Raw genomic sequence first — 18,703 nt, forward strand, 5'->3', positions numbered from 1 at the left:
GTCGGCACGCTGATGTCACCCCCGCCTGACCTCCCCGTCGGTACAGTTGTCGCCGTGCAGTCCGATTATGGCCCGCTCGGTCCTGGTATCGACCGCGAACACCGCGACGAGGCGAAGGTCGTTCTCGACGACCTGAGGCACTGGCGGATGCCGCCCGAGGCGTGGCATGAGGTCGAGGGCCTGGTGAACGATCTGGTCGCGGCAATGACGTCGGGCGACCAGGCCACGGTTCGGCGCATGACGGTCGCCCTCGAACTCCTCAGCGACGAGCGCGTCGGCCGGGTGGGGGACCCTGCGGACGGCCCACCGCCAAAGGTCCTCATGGACCTCTCGGTCCGGCTGGTCCACTCCCTGGACGAGGACGCGGGGGACGACGAGGGCGAAACGCCGAAACGGCGGTGAAGCGGCGACTACGCCTCTGGCGCGCTCTGCGCCGGGCACGGGCCGCGCAGAAGCAGGCCGTGCCGTCCTCCTCGGCGCGGCTCATCACTCGCGCGCTCACCGCGAACCCCGGGATGGACGACAGGCTCGTCCTGCTGACCGGGCTCGCGGCAGTGTACGAGGCGTCCGGCGACCTGCCCCTGGCGATCGACACGCTCGCCACCGCCGCGGACCTGGCGCTCCCGGACCATCGGTACGCCGCGCCGCTCCTGCTCAACCTCTCACTCGCGTACGACCAGGCCTACGCCGTCACGGCGGACCGTGCGTTCCTGGACGATGCCGTCTCAGCCGCGCGCCGCGCCAGGCGTGCGGTCGGCGAGACGCATCCCGCGCGTGCCGACGTCCTGAACGGTGTCGTCGCCGTGCTGGTCGAGGCCGAGGAGGTCCTAGACCGGCCCGAGCTCCTGGACGAGGCCGTACGCGCGGGTACGGAAGTGGTCGCGGCGGGCGACGGCGGGCGGCACAACCTGGCGGTGGCGTACCGGTCCCGATACGAGCGTCACGGCCATCTGCCCGACCTGCACGCAGCCCTCCGGCACGCCGAGGACGCCCTCGACCGGGCCGGCGCCGAAGCGGAGACGGCCGCGGAGCTCGGGCATATTCTGCGGCTGCTGTACTCGGTCACCGGCGCCGAGGAGGACGCGGCACGAGCCGTCGCCGCCTGCCGCGCGGCGGTCGAGTCGACCGAGCCGGACGACGAGGAGGGCGTCGCACGCCGCGCGATCTTGGCCGGCGCGCTGCTCGACGCGTACCAGGCGGGCGATCAGGCCGCCCTGGAGGAGGCCGTAGCGTACGCGCGGGCCGCGCTGACGGCCGACCGCGACGAGCGGGCTTTCGTCGCCGCTCAGATCGCCGCGACCGTGCTCACCGTCTGGGCACGGCGGCATCGGGACATCGAGGTCGCGCACGAGGCGGAGGCCGCCGCCACCGCTGCCGTACGCGCGACGGTTCCGGACACCGCCGACCGGGCGGTCGCGCTGGACACCCTGGCCACGGCGCTATACGGAAGGTTCCAGCTGACCGGGGACCCGCAGCCTCTGGACGAGGCGATCGAGACCGGCAGGAATGCGCAAGCGATCCCGACCAGTGCCACTGACCACGCCGGCCACCTGGGCAATCTCGGTACGTCGCTGTTCGACCGGTACACCGTCACCGGTGACCGCTCCGACCTGGAGTCCGCCGTCGAGCTGGACCGGCAGGCCGGCGCGCTGCTCGACGAGGCGCATCCAGAACGCGGGATGTATCTCAACAACCTGAACGTCGCGCTCCGTCACCGGTACGAGGTGACCGGAGCGCACGCCGACCTCGAGGAGTCGATCGCGATCGGCCGGCTGGCGACGCGTGACGCCCCCACACCGGACCGGCCGCTCCGGCTGAGCAACCTGGGCGGCTCGCTGTTCGTACGCTACGAGCGATTCGGCGACTTGGCCGACCTGGACGAGGACGTCGCCTGCCAACGCGAGGCGGCGGAGCTACTGCCCGACGGCTACCCGGACGCGCCCTCCGTGCTCGGAAATCTCGGCCTCGCGCTCCAGAGCCGGTACCGCAGGCTGGGCACCGAGGCGGACCTGAGTGAGGCAGCGGAGGCGCTAGGCGACGCGGTCGCGGCCGACGCGCTCCCGCGTGACCGCACGGCGATCCGTAGTCTCTACGGCCAGGTGCTGCACTCCCGGTGGGAGGCGGGTGGAGAGGAAGCCGACCTTCGCGGAGCGATCGAGCAGGCCAGGCTCGCCGTCGAGGCGACCCATGCCGACGATCCCGCGCTGCCACAGCGCCTCGGCAACCTCGTGACGATGCTGGAGAGCGCTGCCGGCGACTCGCCCGCCGCAGCGGAAGAGGCGGTCGCGGCCGCTCGACGGGCACTCGCGGTGCTGCCGGACGGGCATCCGGACGCGCCCGGGCTGAGGTCCGGCCTCGCGCTCGCCCTCAGCGCGCGTGGCGACACCGGCGACGCGGTACGTGAGGCGCGCGCGGCGGTGGAGGAGACACCGCCGCGACATCCCGACCGCGCTCAGTTCCTCATCAATCTCGCGTACGTCCTGCGGGAACGGCGCGCGGAGACCGACGACGTGATCGCCGCACTCCGCCAGGCCGCTCTCCTCGACACGGCGCCGCCGGCCGTCCGGCTGCGGGCAGCCCAGGCGTGGGGCGGCCTCGCGGCCGAGCGCGGATCGCACGCGGACGCGGCCCGCGGGCTGAGCCTCGCCGTCGAGTTGCTTCCCGAGGTCTCGCCCCGGCGGCTCGGCCGTACGGACGCGCAGCGGTGGTTGGCGGGGTTCCCCGGACTGGGCTGTGCGGCGGCTGCCGCCTGCCTGGCCAGTGACGAGCCCGAACGCGCTGTCCGCTCCCTCGAGCTCGGCCGAGCGGTGCTGCTGAACCGTACACTTCATACCCGCGGCGACACCTCGCCGCTACGCGCGGTGGACGGGGCGCTCGCCGACGAGTTCGAGCGACTGCGCGATCGCCTCGATGCCCTGCCGGAGGAGGAGGCCACTCCGTTCTCGGTGGGACCGGCGAGCGGCGCGCACGGCGGAGACGCTCACGCACGGATGGCCGCCGCGCGGCGTCGCGAGCGCCGGAGCCAGTTGGTCGAACGCTTCGCCGACGTCGTACGCCGCATCGAGCGCCTGCCAGGCTTTGGTGGGTTTCTCCGCCCGCCCGCGGTGGACGAACTGCTGGCGGAAGCACGCACGGGACCGGTTGTCATGGTGAACGTCGGCGACGACCGTGGTGACGCACTGCTGCTGACGGCCGCCGGGCTGCGCCACGTACCGCTTTCCGGGTTGCGGGCGGAGCGGCTGAACGAGATCGCCTTTGAATTCCACCGCGACGTGGCGCAGGCGCACGACCGGTCGGTCGGCCGCGCGGCACGCGAGGAGGCGGAGGGACGGCTCGCAGACGTCCTCGACTGGTTGTGGACCACGATCGCCGCGCCCGTACTGGCCGAGCTGGATCAGGCGGGGTACGCGAGGAGCGGCCGGACGATCTGGTGGGTCCCGACCGGGATGCTCGCCTTCCTGCCTCTACACGCGGCGACGCGGAGGGACGGCGGCGACTCATTGCTGGAACACGCGGTCTCGCGGTACACGCCGACGGTCACCTCGCTCCACCTGGCACGCCGCACGATGGCGGCCGGTGCCGAGCCTCGCGCCGGTGTCATCGTCTCCATGGGTGAGGATCACGCGGACCGGTCCTGGGCCGCCGCCGGTGTCGAGGCGACCCGGTTCGCGGAGCGGTTCGGCGTACTGCCGCTGGACGCCGCCACTGTCACCCGGGCGGAGGTGACGGAGGCCATCCGCACGTGTTCTGACCTGCACATCGCGCTACACGCGCGATCGGACGCCGACGACCCGTCGCGCAGCTGCCTCCTCCTGGCCGGCGGCGAGATGGCCGTCCCTGAGATCGCGGCGATCCGCAACGAACGGGCTCGGCTCGCCTACCTGTCAGCGTGTGAGACGACACTGACCACCGCGGCGCTCGTGGACGAGGGGATCCACCTGACGTCGGCCTTTCAGCTCACCGGGTTCCCCCAGGTGGTCGGCACGCTGTGGGCCGTACGAGGACTCGTCGCCGCCCACGCCGCCGAACGGTTTTACGACGAGCTACGCGAGGCGGGTGGCGACGCGGGGAGAGCCGTGCACGAAACGGTCCGTTACCTGAGGGACCGGTACGCCGGGTTCCCCTCCGCGTGGGCCGCGCTGCACTGCGTGGGCGCCTGACCAGGAGCAAACGCGTTAACGCCGAGGTGGGCTGGGGCGCCGCCGGAGACGTCAGTCACTCGCCTCCGGCGGCTCTTCCCCCTCCGAGAACGTCGTGACGGTCCCCCACCGCCGCCGCTGAGCGATCCCTCCGCGCTCCGCATGGAGAGACCGCCTGCCGGCGGATAGCCGACGTTTCCCCTCAACGAGACCATTTGAGGAGAATGATGGTCTAGCACGGCTGGAAAACGCTTGAGAAGTCTGGAGCGCCGCGGTGGAACGAAACGGGGAGTCCCAAGGCCCCTTAACGGCCGACCAGCGGCTCGCCACGGCACTGATGCGCTCGGTCCTGCACGCCGAGCAGCGATTGCAGCGGAACCTGGACCGCGCGGCGATGGCCCGCCGCCTCAACATCTCCCCGGCGAGCCTCTACGCGTACCTGAACGGTACGACGCTGCCCCGCAGCGCGGTCCTCGATCGGCTGCTGGACGAGCTCGGCGTCTCCGGCCCCGAGCGGGGACGCCTGAGCACCCTGAGAGACGAAGCCGAGCTGGCCCGTCGCCTGGCACGTGGCTCCGGAGAGCCGCGGCACGTCCCCAGGCCGTTGCCCCGGCCAGAGCAGCTGCCACCATCCTGCCGGCACTTCGTCGGCCGAGCGGCCGACCTGGCCCGTCTCACCGAACTCGCCGAGTCGGCGTCGACCGCACACACCGTGGGCATCTGCGTGATTCATGGGACGGCGGGTGTCGGCAAGACCACGCTCGCCACGACGTGGGCGCACCGCTCCGGGTCCCGCTTCCCTGACGGCCACCTGTACGCCGACCTGCGCGGGTTCGGTGCCGGGCCGCCCGCAGACCCCGGCGAGATCTTGTTCGGGTTCCTGCACGCCCTCGGGACGCCGCTGTGGGAGATCCCGCCCACCACCGACGTACGGGCGGCGCTCTTGCGCAGCCTTCTCAGCGAGCGGCGCATGCTCGTGGTGCTGGACAACGCGCGGTCCACCGAGCAGGTACGTCCGTTGATCCCGTCCGGGCCCGGCTGTCTGGCCGTCGTCACCAGCCGCGACCGGATGGAGAGCCTCGTCGCGAGGGAGGGTGCGGTCCGCATCTCGCTCGACGTGATGGAGCCGGGTGAAGCCGAGGACCTGCTGGCCGCGCGCCTCGGTGCTGGACGGCTCGCGGCCGAGTCCGAACGCACGCGAGAGCTGATCGACCTGTGCGCCGGTCTGCCGCTGGCGCTCGGCATGGTGACGGCCCGGCTCGTGGACCGTACGGAGGAGCCGGTCTCGACGCTCGTGGCCGAGCTGCGCGACACCCACGACCGGCTCGAACTCCTCGCCTCGCCCGACACCGACCTGGACATCCAGACGGTCTTCCAGTGGTCCTACGACGTGCTGTCGCCGGACGCCGCGCGCCTGTTCCGGATGCTCGGCCTGCACCCGGGTCCGGATGCCGACCTGACCACGTGCGCCGCACTGGCAGGGACGTCCGCGCCGCCCAGAAAGGCGCTGCGCGAACTGGTCCACGCGAACCTGCTCGACGAGCGGCCGACCGGCCGGTTCCGTAGCCACGACCTGCTCCGCGCATACGCAAGGGCCTGCGGCCGGCGCGAGGACCTGGAGCCGGACCGGCGCGATGCGCTGCGGCGGCTACTCGACCACCACATGCGGGCTGCCGTAGGGGCCAACGCCGCCATCCAGCCCAGCGACGGGGAACGGCTCACCGAGGACACCACAGTCGGCCCGACGCCTGCGGTGGATACGTACGCGGAGGCCATGGCCTGGTTCACCGTCGAGCACGCCGCGCTGCGTGCCCTGGTCGACCTCGCCGCGGTGGAGGGCTTCGAGTCGCACGCCTGGCGGCTGGCTTGGACGTGCATGGTGTTCCTCCGGCGTACCGGCCGACACACGAGCCGCGTCGAAATCCAGCGGAGCGCAGTGCGCGCGGCCCGTCGGGCCGCCGACAGCAGGGCCGAGGCGACGTCATTGCGGCTCCTGGGCGACGCGCTGGCGCGGTCCCGCCAGGGCGATGAGGCGCTGCGCCTGCTGAACGAAGCACTGTCGATCTTCCTCGACCTCGGCGACGAGGCCGGACGCCTGCACACGCACCTGTCGTTCGTACGGGCGCTCGACGCCGCGGGCGACCATCTTCACGCGCTCGACCACGCCGAGCGAGCGCTCGCGCTAGCCGGACAGAATACGGAGCCGCTCCTGCGGGCGGACGCTCTGGCGGCCACGGGCCGGCAGCTGACGTGTCTGGAGAAGCCGGCGGAGGCACTGTCGGCAGGCGAGCAGGCGGCGGCGATCTACTCCGCCGAGAACCACGCCGAGGGCCTGGCCTCGATTTTGAAGGTCATCGGAGACGCCGAGCTGGTCGAAGGCCGTGTACGGGAGGCGATCCTCACGTACGAGCGGTCCCTCGAGCTCGATCGCAGGCTCGGCGACCGTTACTGGGAGGCGCACGCACTCAGCCGGCTCGCCACCGCGCACGAGAAGGCCGGCGACGAGCGGACCTCCGCCCGCCTGCGCGGCCAAGCCATCGCCCTGCTGGAGTCCCAGCACCACCCGGATGGGCCGGCACTGCGCGACGCGCAGTCGCACTGACCGCGGCGAACGCATCGATGACCGGCGAGGCCCTGGAACGTTAGAGCGAGCGGGCCGTTGACGAGGCAGCTCCTAGGCGGCGAGGCGGGAGAGGCCGGGTCCGTGAGTTCGGCCGGTCGTACGGTGAACCTGATTGACGGTCAGGGCGTCTCGACGCCGAGGCCACTTCGGGGCTGTCCGATACCGCGCGTGTGGAAGGCCGGGGCCGTGACGGCCCCGGCCTTCGGTGAAACTGATCAGCGGCTGCGGGAGACCCTCAGCGGGAAGGTGCCATTGCCGACGTTGCTGAGCGTGGTGGTGTACGCCGCGAGGTACTGATCCAGGTACGGCGAGCGGTCGCCCTGGGTCGGTACGTCGAAGCGCGGGTCCAGTACGTCCAGGGCGAGCCGTGCGCCGGAGACCGTGATCGTGTGGCCCGAGGGGACGTCCAGCCAGCCGTTGGAGGTGATGGTCCCTATCTGGATCCCCAATTGGTGTCCTTGCGCGATGGTCCAGTCGGTCGACTTCAGGTCGAAGGAGATCCGGCCGCTGTGATCCAGCAGGGCGACGTTCTCGTCGAACATCGTCGCGGTGCCGTCCGGGGCGACGTCCCACAGGCGTGCCATCACGTTGCCGGTCGTGCTCGCGTTGAGCGTGATCTGCGGGGTGGCCGTCAGCCGCACCGTACGGGACGCGGGTGTGGACCAGGTCCAGAAGCTGGACGTGGTGGCGGCACTCCGCTTGGCGGCGGTCTTCTCGGGGCCGGACAGCGGCTCCAGCCGTGGCGCTCGCTCCATGTCCCAGCGCCCGCTGTTCGCCGCGCTCGCCGACGGGGCGGCGCCACCGCCGTCGTCGACGTACTGGCCCGAGGAGAGGCGCGCATCGTACGACGTCGTGGTCACCGGCCAGGTCGGCTGGGCGCGCCAGTGGCCGAGGCTGTCCTCGATGGCGTACGCCTGGTCGTGCACAGACGGCCTCGTGCCGCGCAGGTACTCGTCGTAGAAGCGCATCACCTCGTCGAACCAGCCGGCGCGGCCCTGGGCCAGCCGGCCGTTCGCGTCCACGTCGTTGCCTCGTACGTGCTCCCACTGGCCGAGCCAGCCGCGTTCCCGGCCGTGGTGGTCGTCCAAGTACTCCTCCGCGTCCTCGGGCTTGGTGTTGGGCTCGATCATGCCCTGGGTCACGAACAACGGCGTGCTGGTGCCGCGCGCGTGGGCGGCCAGGTTGCGGGCCTTCCAGTACGCCGAGTCCAGGTCCGGATTGTTGTTGTTGGTGATGTTGTCGCTCAGGCACTGCGGATGGCCCGTCTCGTACTCCGCGGCGGCCTTGTACCGGTCGCTGTCATCCGGCATCGGCGGCATCGTCGCGATCGAGTTGTACGCCTCCGGCGTGCCGGTGACGTTCGGGCGCGGTACCTCGTTGCTGAACAGGTAGTTGTACATGTTCCAGACGGGCTCCTGCGCGACGACCGCCTTCAGGCTCGGCAGCTTGAGGTCATTGCCCACGAGCCCCGTGACTGCGTCGTACGACTTGCCGTACATGCCGACCTTGCCGGTCGACCAGCGTTGGGCGGCCGACCACTTGATGGCGGCGCGGACGTCGGCCTGCTCCCCCGGGCCGACCCAGTCCAGACACCCGGTGCTCCCGCCGAAGCCGCGCAGGTCGACCATCACGAAGGTGTAGCCGCGCGCCATCAGGTGGGCGCCGTCGACGAAGTCCTGGAAGCGCGCCGACGGTCCGACCCGGTCCCAGCCCTCGGGACCGGTCTGGCCCGCGTGCGCGAAGTACGGGCCGACCGAGAGGATCACCGGCGTCTTCGCGCCGGCCGGCAGGTTCGCCGGGCGCAGCACGTCGGCGTGCAGCACGACACCGCTGCCGTCGGAGGACGGGAAGTACGCCTCCGTCCACGCCGCGCCTTCGGGAACCCGCGGGTTCTCGTCATGGGTGACCGGGGGGTCGGACGCCGGTGCGGCCTGTGCCACCGCAGGCGAACCGCCCGCGACGAGGGAGGTGACGATGGCCAACGCACCGGCCGCCGCGATGGCCGATGCCTTCTTGCGAAACTTCATATCCGCTCCGCCGAATCAGTTCTCGAGGGGCCCGCCTGGGTTGCCTAGCGAGACTAAATTTTTTCTGCGGAGTTGTCGCCGGCCTTGTTTCTTCTCGGCATTCAGAGATGCGACCGCGTCGTCTTCGCCCTCCTCGTCATCAGCAACTGCAGTTGTTGCCGCCTATCAGCGGCGATCACGCAGCGCGCCCGCGGCGTGACGGTTCTTGGACACCTTCGGCCTATTGGCGCAAGCGAAGAAGAGAAAATGACCGGTCCCGGACGAGCTGCCAGCTACGACGAAAGCTGGAGGCACGGCTTCGGCCCCCGGTGAAAGGATCAGCCAGCCGCGATGGCGAAGACGCCGATGGCTCCGCCGGGCGAGGACGGCAGGGCCTTCGCTGACCGTAGGCCCACAACCAGCGAGAGGCCGGTTTCCAGGAAACGGAGCGGCCCAGCCTCTCTGACTGAGTCGGCCAAGGTGACCTGCTATCTCTCGGTCGTACCATCATCAAATGGAGTACCGGCCCACGCAGTACGGCAAGCCTCGCGGTGAATACGTCCCGCTGCGCGTCCAGCCGAGACTGGCCAGTTGGATGGCTGCTGGTCATCCAGACCAGGTCCGGTTGGAAGAGTTCCTGTCTCACGCCTGTGAGCGGGTCCAGGGGCAGCTGGAACGGGCGCCGGAGCCGTTGGCTCTCAGTCTCGAGGTGGGGCTTCCCGGGTCGACCTCACTCGTGGGCTCTCACGATCTCGACAATTACCTCCTCCCCTTGGCGAAGCGGCTGGGCAAGCTCAGTGGCCGAGACTTCGTCTCGGTATGGGGGAGCAAGCAGCATGCCGACTCCTCGTCCGTTTGAGTAGGCCAGGCCACGCCAATGGCCGAGCTGCTATCCGGCGAGTCGTTCACGGTCCAGACGAGTGCATCATCTGATTCGACGGCATACAAGCGACAGATCCACGATCAGCTCACCGGAGCATGCGAGATCGTCGGTGAGGGCGCCGTGTCGATGCACCTCGCCTTTTCCGTCGGGGCTCGCCGTAATTGGCTCAACCTGTGGAAGGCGACAATCGATGATATGGACCCGATTCTTGGCCAGGCGGTCCCCAGATGGCCGTGGCACCCATGTGATGGCCGCATCGTCGAGCTGGGTTTGCACCGCAGCATCGAACCCTCTTTGAAAAACGAGGTTGTGATCTCCATTAACGCCAGTCCCAAGACTTAAGCCGCCCGTGTGCAGGTGGAATATGAAAACGTACATCGAGTACAGCTGTGGGGCCGATCCGGCCTGTCCGACACCGATGACCGCGACGCTTGGGCCGGTCGATGTAGATCGCTGGTGTCAGTGCACTCGATCTGCACATATGGTCGGGATTGTCAGTCCGTTATTGTGACTGAGCGCCATTCGTGTGACCATATCCATACAGCACGATTTCAGGGGACTGCCGGGAGTCTGATGGAGAGCAAGAGGTGCGTCAACTGTCATGCGTCGGTGTCGGGACGCGCCGATACCGGTGTTCGCGGTCCGGACATCGCCTGGATGGTTCACTGCACGGCATGCGCTGTGCTGGTCGAGGGCCAGATGGAACCCATCGTCGCCCGACCCAGCGGAGCATTCATCGATATCTTCCGATGTCGCTCCTGCGGGACGCCGCGGGCCTGCCGACCCGGGTGGCGCACCCGTTGCATGATCTGCCTTGACGACCGGACCCGTCTTCCGACTGACGCCGGGGACCTAGCAACGAAAGTCCTTAATACACTGCCGCACCGAACCGACATCAGCACAATCCTCGGCCAAGGCCACAGCGGTGACCCTCGCGACGTATGGCGGTACTGCGCTCGCCACATCGTCGAAGACCGGACCGCCTCGCTTGCACGACCCGGATGGACGGTACTAGCCACCGATATCTGGGGTCTGCCGTGGGAGATCGAGACACGCGAGGCCGAGTCGCACGGCACCTGGGCCCGCCATGAAATCTGTGGCACCGTACAGAAGGTCACGCGGGCCCGTCCCGAGTGCAAAAACTGCCCGCCCGAGGAAAATTCCCGTACCCACCGGGCCAAGGCGGCCCAACCCCAGCACCTCTACCTGGTTTGCTACGGAAAGCTCTGCAAGTTCGGGCACGGTGACGCCAATCGAGTCAACCTACACCTCCGAGCTGGAGCTAACCCCATCCGTGTGCTCAAAGCACCCTTCGAGCAGGTCGTCGCCGCTGAAAGCGCAATCAGACGCGTACCGAGACCGCATCATCGGCGCCGTTCACCGCGGAATGCCTACGAGCTTCGGGGCCGGGACTGAGGTGCTGCCCGCCACCATCGACCTCGACATCCGCACATACCTCACTGGGGCCTGGGTCGAGGACGTAACCCATCGATTCAAGCCGACGCCGAGGCACACGAGACAACGGCGCCGATGGCGGAATCCCGTCCAGCGTCGACGCCAATGATCTGAGCATGCCAACGGATGACGCCGTGAGCACGCAACGCACTCATCGGCCGTGACTCGAATGCGGCGGGTCTATGGACTTCGGGTAAGCAACGAATCAGGATGGCATGCGTGACTGTGCTGGAGGTGCGGTGTGCAGGCCACAGGCTGGAGCAACGGTCAGGCCCACTCCACGGGCGCCGGCTACGGACTTCGAATCTCCGCCGGTGATCGCGATCAATGGTTCGACCGATCATGGAGTCATGTAGAGATCGCACTCGGCGGGGACTCCGTCGCCACCGTGCGACTATCCCCATCGTTCTGGCGTTCATGCACAGAACTGCGCAGCGCCGTCATCGGGCGATGGTTTCTGTCGCGACGCCTCGCTCCGTGGCCGAGAGGAAGACCACCGGTTCTTACGCTACGCCAGACCGGTAGTAACAGGTTCGAGCTGCTACCCCCGTCGTCGGAGAGACGTCGAGGGTGACCGCGTAGCCGAGCTATTCACCCGCCCCGTGTATGGACGTTGCGGTCGAGAAGCGCCACGATCGAGGCATGTCCGACCTTGACGGTATTCGCGGTCTGATCGACGGCTTTGAAGATGATCCGATGCTGGCCATGTCCCAGGGCAGCAAGGAGCTTTTCCATTCCGACCTACTGGCCTGGTATCTCACCCGCTTCCCGATACTTCGCGAGGCGGTTCTTGATGCCTGGGGGGTGGAACCCGACCCCGCGGCCGACGGCACTGGAGGGGTGCGGCGAGAGTGGCGTCATCTCGATCTTGTCGTGGACAGTCCTGGACGGCAGCCACTCGTGGTGGAGAACAAAATGTTCTCCCTTCCGAATGAACGCCAGCTCGACGCCTATACCAAGACGGTGACCGCGCTTCAGCCCGCAGAACCGTCCCTGGTCCTGTTGAGCCTCACCGATCCAGGATGGCGCGACGGCCGATACGTGGGCCCACATACATCCACCCCGTGGATTTACCGTAGCTATCAGGAACTGATGCAGATCCTGTACCAGAACCGACGTGCGGTGGATGGGGCGGATGACGGATTCGCAGGGGTAGTGCTAGATCGCTGGCTAGCCATGCTGGGGCGGCTGCGCTCTCTAGTCGAGATGGTGGGACGTCCTGGTCTCGACGAACCGTTGGATCTTGATGGGGAATCACGCCAGCAGTTGCAGCGGCTGCGACTGGACGCGCCCGTGCAGAAGATGCGATTCCAGGTCGTTGCAACACAGGTCCACCGGCGGCTCGCCGGAAAGCTCCCGGACATCGACATTGACGTCGGCGCCGGGCTTTCGAACAGAGCAGGGTTCGTCGGAGGATTCGCCGACCGCGTGGGACCTCGCCTGGGCTGGCAAATACAGCAGAGGCAATTCCGGCTCGCGTTCGTCGTCCCGGTCGGTGATCCCGGCCACGGGCGTACGGAACACGCGTGGCAAGCTCGTTATGAGCATGCCCGGCGCTACGCGGACTACTTCGACTTCGACGCGGTTCGCGAGCTCGTTCCCACCGCCGGTCTGGAGCGGCCTGAGGGGCAGCCGCTGGGATTTCAGCGGTTCAACCCGGACTTCGCCTACCGGTATGTGCCCGTCCCCGGGATCACTGTCGGCCAAGCCATCGAACTCGGCGTCCGATACATGCAGCGCGCCCATGGATTCCAACTCCAGCAAGCCGGATGAAGCGGGCGATGGAACGGGATGGAACGCCTTTTTCATGAGGCGCCCAGGTTGGCGCCCGGAAGGAGCGAGTGCCATGCCCCGATACCTGGTTCAGCGGACGTTCAAGGATGGGCTTGTCATCCCGGTCAGCGAGGAGGGCGCCGCGGCCTGCCGGGTCGTCGTCGACAACAACGCGGGCCAGGACGTCACGTGGGTGCATTCGTACGTCAGCCGGGACAAGAGCGTCTCGTACTGCGTGTACGACGGGCCGTCCCCGGAGGCGATCCGCAAGGCCGCTGAGGCCAATGGGCTCCCGGTCGATCACATCACGGAGGTCACCGTCCTGGATCCGTACTTCTACCACTGATCCCCGAACGGCCCGCCCTCGCAATGACCATTCGCGCCGAGTAGAGACAACCATCCGGACGCGCGTGAGAAGGGCCCGGCCGGGTGGCCGGGCCCTTCTCACGCAGGGGTGCGGGGACGGTCAGGAGGCGTCCGCGGCGACGGTGGGCTGGGCGCTGCTCAGCTTCGGCAGCAGTTCCGCGGCAGGCCCGACGCGGCGCAGGTGCAGGAAGCCGAGTCCGGCGAGCGCCAGCATGAGGGCGGCACCCACGAACGCGGCGATGGCGGCGTACAGCGCGATCTGCCCCATCTGCCAGAAGGCGTAGGCGTTCAGCAGCATGCCGCGCAGCGTCTCGCCCTTGAAGATCGTGTTGACCTGGTTGGCCAGTTCGGTGTTCTTCGGCTGGGCGTTCGCCGTCTTCGACAGTTGGGCGTAGGTCTGGCCGCCGCCGAGTTTCTGCAGGTGAACGGCGATGAAGTGGTCGGCGTAGGCCTTTGCCTGGGCGCCGTTCGCCAGCTGCTTCCCGGCGTACTGGTTGAGATAGGGCCCGACCTTGGGGTCGGCCAGCTCGGCGGTCCCCTTCGCGGGGAACTGGATCTGCTGCGCGACCAGTTGGCTGCGCACATTGCTGTTCGCGAACTGGTGCCCCCACAGGAGCAGGCATCCGGCGGCCACGAGGACTGCGGCGACGACGACTCCGGCGGTGGTCATCAGCGCGTCAAAGGTCTTGCGGTTCACGGCGTCCATCCCTTTTCTCTTCTCAATCCGGGAGCCGTCTGGGTCGGCTTCCCGGTCCACTCCATGGTCGGGATCAGGCCGATGGAACGCAGGGGTCGAAGGTCCCTGCCGCGACGGAGCTTGGTCCTGAGGTCGGCCCGGCGCCGCGTACGAACGCGATCGCGGAACGCAGCACTCAGCCGAGCCTTCGACGGACCGGTCGCGAAATCGAAGAGCCTTCTCCCGGACCATTACTTAATGTATGTTAATGACCACAGGTAGTGATCGGGAGGTCTGCATGAACGACGAGTCCCCTCAGGCACGTTCCGGCGCACACGAGCGACTGTTACTGCGGTTCCGAATACTCGACACCGACGGGAACGGCTATCTGGACGAGGCCGATTTCGAGCGGCTCGCCGGCAAGGTGCTCGACGCGATGGGCGAGCCGCGCGAGTCGTCGAAGGGCCAGGCGGTCATCGACGGGCACCGCCGCTTCTGGGCGGGCCTGCGCGCGACCCTCGACGCGGACGGCGACGGCCGGGTAGGGCGCGAAGAGTACCTCGCCAGGTTCGGCGACCCCGGGGAGGCCGAACGGACCGTCGCCGACTACGCGACCTCGGTGGCCGCGCTGGTCGACCGCGACGACGACGGGTACGTCGAACGCGATGACTTCATCGCCTGCATGACGGCGAGCGGATTCCCGGCGTCCAACAGCGTGACCGTGTTCGAGGAGCTGGACGCGTCGGGCGATGGCCGGATCCCGGTCGACCATTGGGCCGCGGCGATCGTGGACTGGTACAGGTCGGAGCGCACCGACATCCCCGGCCAAGTCCTGGTGGCACGGACCTCGGATACCTGATCCTGCCGGCACGGCAACGACTCCGGGACCGTTACCCCCCGGCGCCCCCTGGTATCGATCTCGAGCTAGTCATGCCTCTTCAAATAGACGAAGCCCGCGAAGTAACCTCCGAAGCCAACGAATACAAGCTTATTCTCCCGCCCTAGAGTTACTCTTCGCCGCGTAGAGAAGCTCGACTGGCGTACCGGTAAAGGCCGATGGCCAGCAGGAAAAACACCGCACTCGGTATGAGAGCGCCGAGAGTGGCCCGGCTGACTCCCTCGGACACCATCGCGAAGACCGTCATCGAAGTTCCGAGCACACAGAGGACCGCACACGTCGTCGCGGCCTGTTTTGGGCTCATCCTACTACTCACAGGGCGATCACTTCTCCACCATCAAAGAAATGTATTCATTGGGACGGAACAACGAGGTGAATACGTTCGCTGCTCATTAGACTCCTCAAGAGGTGACAGAGACAACCGCCCCACATACGGAAGGCCGGGGCCGTGACGGCCCCGGCCTTCGGTGAGAAGGGTCAGCCGGCCGCGATGGCGAAGACGCCGATCGCGCCCGTGCTCAGTGAGGGCGGCAGGGTCACCGAGGCGACCGTCTTACCAGCGGTGATGGGGATGGTCTGGGAGAAGACGTACGTCTTCACCCCGTCCTTTCCGGTCGTGTAGTTGCGGTACGGAGTGGTACCCGTGATCACGTTCCCGAACAGAGGGCTGCCGCTGCCCGCCGACAGGGTCCAGTCGCTGAACCCTAGCGTCGCCGTCGACGAAGACCCGTCCGTGTAGGTGATCGTGGCCGTGCCGGACGAGCCGTCCGTTCCGGCGTTGTGCGCGCTGCCGAGGAAACCCAGCTTGGTCGCACCGGCGGGCGAGTCGACGGGGATGTTCTGGCCGCCGACCGAGATGTTGTCCGGTTGACCCGCCGGTACGTCCGGCCAGGTGTACGCGATCCCGCCCGACGTGACGGACGCTCCCGGAGCCAGACCGGCAGCCGTTAGGGCCTGTTCGGAATAGCTCCAGCCGCCGCCGTCGTAGTTGGCACCAGAAGGTGCACTGTCATCGCTGATGCCGGCGTTGTCATAGAACGGGGTCAGGTCGCCCGGCTTGGCGACGATAACGCCCAGCGACACCGGGAGGATCTTCCCCGACGGGCTGGTGAGGGTGAAGTTGATCGGATAGTTCCCGTCCGTGTCGCCCGCGGTCACCGTGAGGTCAACGGAGGCGCTGCCGCCCGACGGTACGTTCAGGGTGCCGCTCGACGGGCTGACGGTGACACCGGAAGGCGCCGAGGCCGTCCACTGCACCGCCTGGTCGCCCGAGGAGACCGACTTCACCGTCAGCGTCGTCTTCGCCGAACCGCCGGGCCGCAGGTTCACCGACGACGGGCTCAGCGCTCCGGTGGCGGCGAAGGTCGGGCCGTACGACGGAGGCGCGTCCGACGCGCCCGTGCCCCACGACGTCTCCGCCGTGCTCATCTTCCAGTCGATCGTGGCGCCCTTGGCCAGCGTCGAGAACGGAACGTACAGCTTGCTGTTGGCCTTTCCGTTGATCTTCTGGGACTTCACGTAGTACTCAGACGGCGACGCGTCCGGAGCGGTGATCTTGATGGTCTTCCCGCTCGGCAGTGAAATCGTCGCGCGCGGGAAGCCCGGGCTGCCGAAGACCAGCGTGTCGCTGCCCGGGTTCTCCGGGTACATGCCGAGCATCGACCAGACGAACGCGGCGCTGTTCGCGCCGAGGTCGTCGTTGTCCTGCAGGCCGGACGGACCGGGCAGGTACAGCCCGTACCGCAGGGTGTTGGCGGCCTGCTGAGCGCCGGCCGGGTCGCCGGCGTAGTCCGGGGCGTACTCCTCACCGTGGCCGAACTCGTTGGAGAGCAGGGCGTACTCCCCGTTCCCGTCCGGCCTGGACAGGAACTTGCGCAGCGCCGGCTTGACCTTGGCGTTGCCGCCGAGGAGCGAGAACAGGCCCGCGTAGTCGTTGGGCACGTCCCACAGGTACTGCTCCGCGGTGCCCTCGATGTAGTGGCTGCTCGTGGAGGGGGTGATACCGGGCAGGAACGCGCCGTTCTTCAGTCGTGGCGTGAGCAGGCCGGTCGAGGTGTTGAAGACGTTCGCCCAGTTGTTCGCGCGGTCCTGGAACTTGGTCGCGTTCGCGGAGTCGCCGAGGGACGCGGCGAAGCGGGACAGGGCGAAGTCCGCGCTGTCGTACTCCAGCAACGAGGACACCTGGGCGTGCGGGTTGCAGCAGCCGTACGTCCCGTCCTCGGGCAGGTAACCGTACTGGTCCTCCAGCGCCGTCCCCGGCCGTACGTCGTTGACCGTGGTGGCCTGTTTCACCATGTTCGCCAGCGCGGTCTTCGTGTCGAAGTCCTTGGCGCCGAAGGCGTAGTAGTCGGCGATCAGAGCGCTGCCCGGGTCTCCGGCCATCACCCAGTTGTCCAGGTGCAGGTAGCCCCACTGCTGGATGATGCCGTTCTCGGCGTAGTAGTTGACCTGCGACTGCGCCTGGTCGCTGGCCTCCTTCGGCGTCAGCATGGCCTGGAGCTGGGCGACCGAGTGGTAGGTGTCCCAGCCCGAGTACATGCCGTACTGCTGCTTCTGCTTCCCCGACACCGAGTGGACCTTGACGTCCGAGCCCATGAACTGGCCGTTCACGTCGGAGGTGATGTTCGGCTGGATGAAGTTGTGGTAGAGCGCGCTGTAGAACAGCTGCGTCGTCGCCGCCGAGGAGCCGGACACGTTCATCCGGCCGAGCAGGGTGTTCCACGACTTCTGCGCGGCCTTCTTGACCGAGTCGAAGTTCCAGCCGGGGTTCTCCGTACGCCAGTTCAGCGCGGCGTTGTCCGCGCTCACGTACGAGATGCCGACCTTCGCCTGGACCGTCGCACCCTTGGTCGTGTCGAAAGTGACCGAGGCCGCCTGGGGACTCGACCCCGAGCCGGTGATCACCTTGGACGCGGTGAAGGGACGATCGAAGGTGATGTCGTAGTAGACGGTGTACTTGGCGGAGTCGCCGCAGAAGCCGCCGCTGGTGTCCGAGCCCTTGATCTCGTTGTTGCCGACGATCTGGGCGCTGGAGGCCGAGTCGCCGTTCTGGCTGTCCATCAGCTTGATGAGGAAGCCCGCCTGAGTGGTCGACGGGAAGGTGAACCGGCCCATCGCGCTGTGCGGAGTCTCGGTGAGCTGCGTGGTGATGGTGTCGGGCAGGTTGCTCTGCGCCGAGTAGTAGCCCGCCTGGGCGACCTCGCCGGCGTTGGTGAACGCGGTGGTGGCCTCGTTCGGGTCACCGCTCGGCAGGTCACCGGTGATCGGCAGGATCGGGATGTCCCCGGCCGCGCCGCAGCCGGGGCCGCTCACGTGCGTGAGGCTGTAGCCGGTGAGCTCTTCGTCACCGTAGTTGTAGCCGCCGCCCGCGTTCCGGTGCGGCATGGTGTCCGGGCTCCACTGCACCATGCCGTACGGCACGTCCGCGCCGGGGAAGGTGTTGCCACCGCCGGTCGTCCAGGTACGCGTGTCGACCAGCGAGGCCGGGTCGCTCACGTTCGAGAGCGTCGCGGTCTCCTTGGCGGCCTTCGGCAGCGCCTTGGCCGCGAGGGGTTTCGGGCAGTCGGTCAGACGCCCGTCGGGTCCCTTGACGCAGGTGGCCGTGTTCGCGTGGGCGTTCTTGAGCTGGGTTCCGGGACTGGGCACGGGGCTCGGCCCCTGTGCCAAGGCGGGCAAGCCGCTGCCCAGGACCGTCGCCGTGGCCAGTGCCACGGCGGCGGCCAGGCGCGCCGCCGATCGTCTCATTGGTCTTCCCCTCCGGGGTACGCGGAAATGACAACGTTGTCAGCGCAGGCATCGTGACCCTTGGTGCGGAAAACGGTCAATCCGAAATGGCTAAAGACTCGCAAGACGTCCTAAAGCGGACAAAGGGTGGACAGCGCGGC

At 68.1% G+C, this 18,703-nt stretch carries 11 protein-coding genes; 8 read left to right on the plus strand and 3 right to left on the minus strand.

Going from position 1 to position 18,703, the window contains the following annotated elements; genetic code table 11:
• Positions 1-54: 54 nt before the first annotated feature.
• The 3 genes from FB559_RS39210 (at position 55) to FB559_RS39220 (ending at position 6,741) form a co-directional block, all read left to right on the plus strand.
• A complete protein-coding gene (locus tag FB559_RS39210) occupies positions 55-402 on the plus strand; it encodes a CATRA system-associated protein (protein WP_141962660.1) in 348 nt (115 codons plus the stop codon).
• Positions 399-4,160: a CHAT domain-containing tetratricopeptide repeat protein gene (locus FB559_RS39215; protein ID WP_141962661.1), complete on the plus strand. Its 3,762-nt coding sequence runs from the start codon at positions 399-401 to the stop codon at positions 4,158-4,160. Before FB559_RS39210 ends, FB559_RS39215 begins: the two co-directional genes overlap by 4 nt.
• A gap of 253 nt (positions 4,161-4,413) precedes the next feature.
• Positions 4,414-6,741 (plus strand): ATP-binding protein, encoded by a 2,328-nt coding sequence (locus FB559_RS39220; protein WP_141962662.1) that lies wholly within the window; start codon positions 4,414-4,416, stop codon positions 6,739-6,741.
• 236 nt (positions 6,742-6,977) lie between these two features.
• Here the strand turns inward: FB559_RS39220 and FB559_RS39225 are convergent, their stop codons facing one another.
• Positions 6,978-8,789 (minus strand): CocE/NonD family hydrolase, encoded by a 1,812-nt coding sequence (locus FB559_RS39225; RefSeq protein WP_141962663.1) that lies wholly within the window; start codon positions 8,787-8,789, stop codon positions 6,978-6,980.
• Positions 8,790-9,282: 493 nt separating this feature from the next.
• Between FB559_RS39225 and FB559_RS39230 the strand changes: the two genes are divergently transcribed.
• The 4 genes from FB559_RS39230 (at position 9,283) to FB559_RS39245 (ending at position 13,225) form a co-directional block, all read left to right on the plus strand.
• Positions 9,283-9,627 (plus strand): hypothetical protein, encoded by a 345-nt coding sequence (locus tag FB559_RS39230; protein WP_141962664.1) that lies wholly within the window; start codon positions 9,283-9,285, stop codon positions 9,625-9,627.
• 18 nt (positions 9,628-9,645) lie between these two features.
• On the plus strand, positions 9,646-9,993 hold the full coding sequence (locus tag FB559_RS39235) for a hypothetical protein (protein ID WP_141962665.1): 348 nt from the start codon (positions 9,646-9,648) through the stop codon (positions 9,991-9,993).
• A gap of 1,755 nt (positions 9,994-11,748) precedes the next feature.
• Complete coding sequence (locus FB559_RS39240; protein WP_141962666.1) at positions 11,749-12,879, plus strand: PD-(D/E)XK nuclease family protein; 1,131 nt, start codon at positions 11,749-11,751, stop codon at positions 12,877-12,879.
• 73 nt (positions 12,880-12,952) lie between these two features.
• Positions 12,953-13,225: a DUF4242 domain-containing protein gene (locus FB559_RS39245; protein WP_141962667.1), complete on the plus strand. Its 273-nt coding sequence runs from the start codon at positions 12,953-12,955 to the stop codon at positions 13,223-13,225.
• A gap of 120 nt (positions 13,226-13,345) precedes the next feature.
• Here FB559_RS39245 and FB559_RS39250 read toward each other — a convergent pair whose 3' ends face one another.
• On the minus strand, positions 13,346-13,951 hold the full coding sequence (locus FB559_RS39250) for a hypothetical protein (protein WP_141962668.1): 606 nt from the start codon (positions 13,949-13,951) through the stop codon (positions 13,346-13,348).
• Between the two features lie 268 nt (positions 13,952-14,219).
• Here FB559_RS39250 and FB559_RS39255 point away from each other — a divergent pair, with 268 nt between their 5' ends.
• Positions 14,220-14,780 carry an EF-hand domain-containing protein gene (locus tag FB559_RS39255; RefSeq protein ID WP_185792686.1) on the plus strand — a complete coding sequence of 187 codons (561 nt, stop codon included), beginning with the start codon at positions 14,220-14,222 and terminating at the stop codon, positions 14,778-14,780.
• 516 nt (positions 14,781-15,296) lie between these two features.
• Here the strand turns inward: FB559_RS39255 and FB559_RS39260 are convergent.
• The gene (locus FB559_RS39260) at positions 15,297-18,563 is read right to left on the minus strand and encodes a GH92 family glycosyl hydrolase (protein WP_141962670.1); all 3,267 of its coding nucleotides are present in this window, start codon (positions 18,561-18,563) and stop codon (positions 15,297-15,299) included.
• Positions 18,564-18,703 lie beyond the last annotated feature (140 nt).

The sequence above is a fragment of the Actinoallomurus bryophytorum genome, from assembly GCF_006716425.1.
GTDB lineage: Bacteria > Actinomycetota > Actinomycetes > Streptosporangiales > Streptosporangiaceae > Actinoallomurus > Actinoallomurus bryophytorum.

What these genes read in the sequence shown, in the direction of transcription:
- FB559_RS39225 (WP_141962663.1), bottom strand. Translation starts at nt 8,789, where the DNA reads ATGAAGTTTCGCAAGAAGGCATCGGCCATCGCGGCGGCCGGTGCGTTG.
- FB559_RS39230 (WP_141962664.1), top strand. Translation starts at nt 9,283, where the DNA reads ATGGAGTACCGGCCCACGCAGTACGGCAAGCCTCGCGGTGAATACGTC.
- FB559_RS39235 (WP_141962665.1), top strand. Translation starts at nt 9,646, where the DNA reads ATGGCCGAGCTGCTATCCGGCGAGTCGTTCACGGTCCAGACGAGTGCA.
- FB559_RS39240 (WP_141962666.1), top strand. Translation starts at nt 11,749, where the DNA reads ATGTCCGACCTTGACGGTATTCGCGGTCTGATCGACGGCTTTGAAGAT.
- FB559_RS39245 (WP_141962667.1), top strand. Translation starts at nt 12,953, where the DNA reads ATGCCCCGATACCTGGTTCAGCGGACGTTCAAGGATGGGCTTGTCATC.
- FB559_RS39250 (WP_141962668.1), bottom strand. Translation starts at nt 13,951, where the DNA reads ATGGACGCCGTGAACCGCAAGACCTTTGACGCGCTGATGACCACCGCC.
- FB559_RS39255 (WP_185792686.1), top strand. Translation starts at nt 14,220, where the DNA reads ATGAACGACGAGTCCCCTCAGGCACGTTCCGGCGCACACGAGCGACTG.
- FB559_RS39260 (WP_141962670.1), bottom strand. Translation starts at nt 18,563, where the DNA reads ATGAGACGATCGGCGGCGCGCCTGGCCGCCGCCGTGGCACTGGCCACG.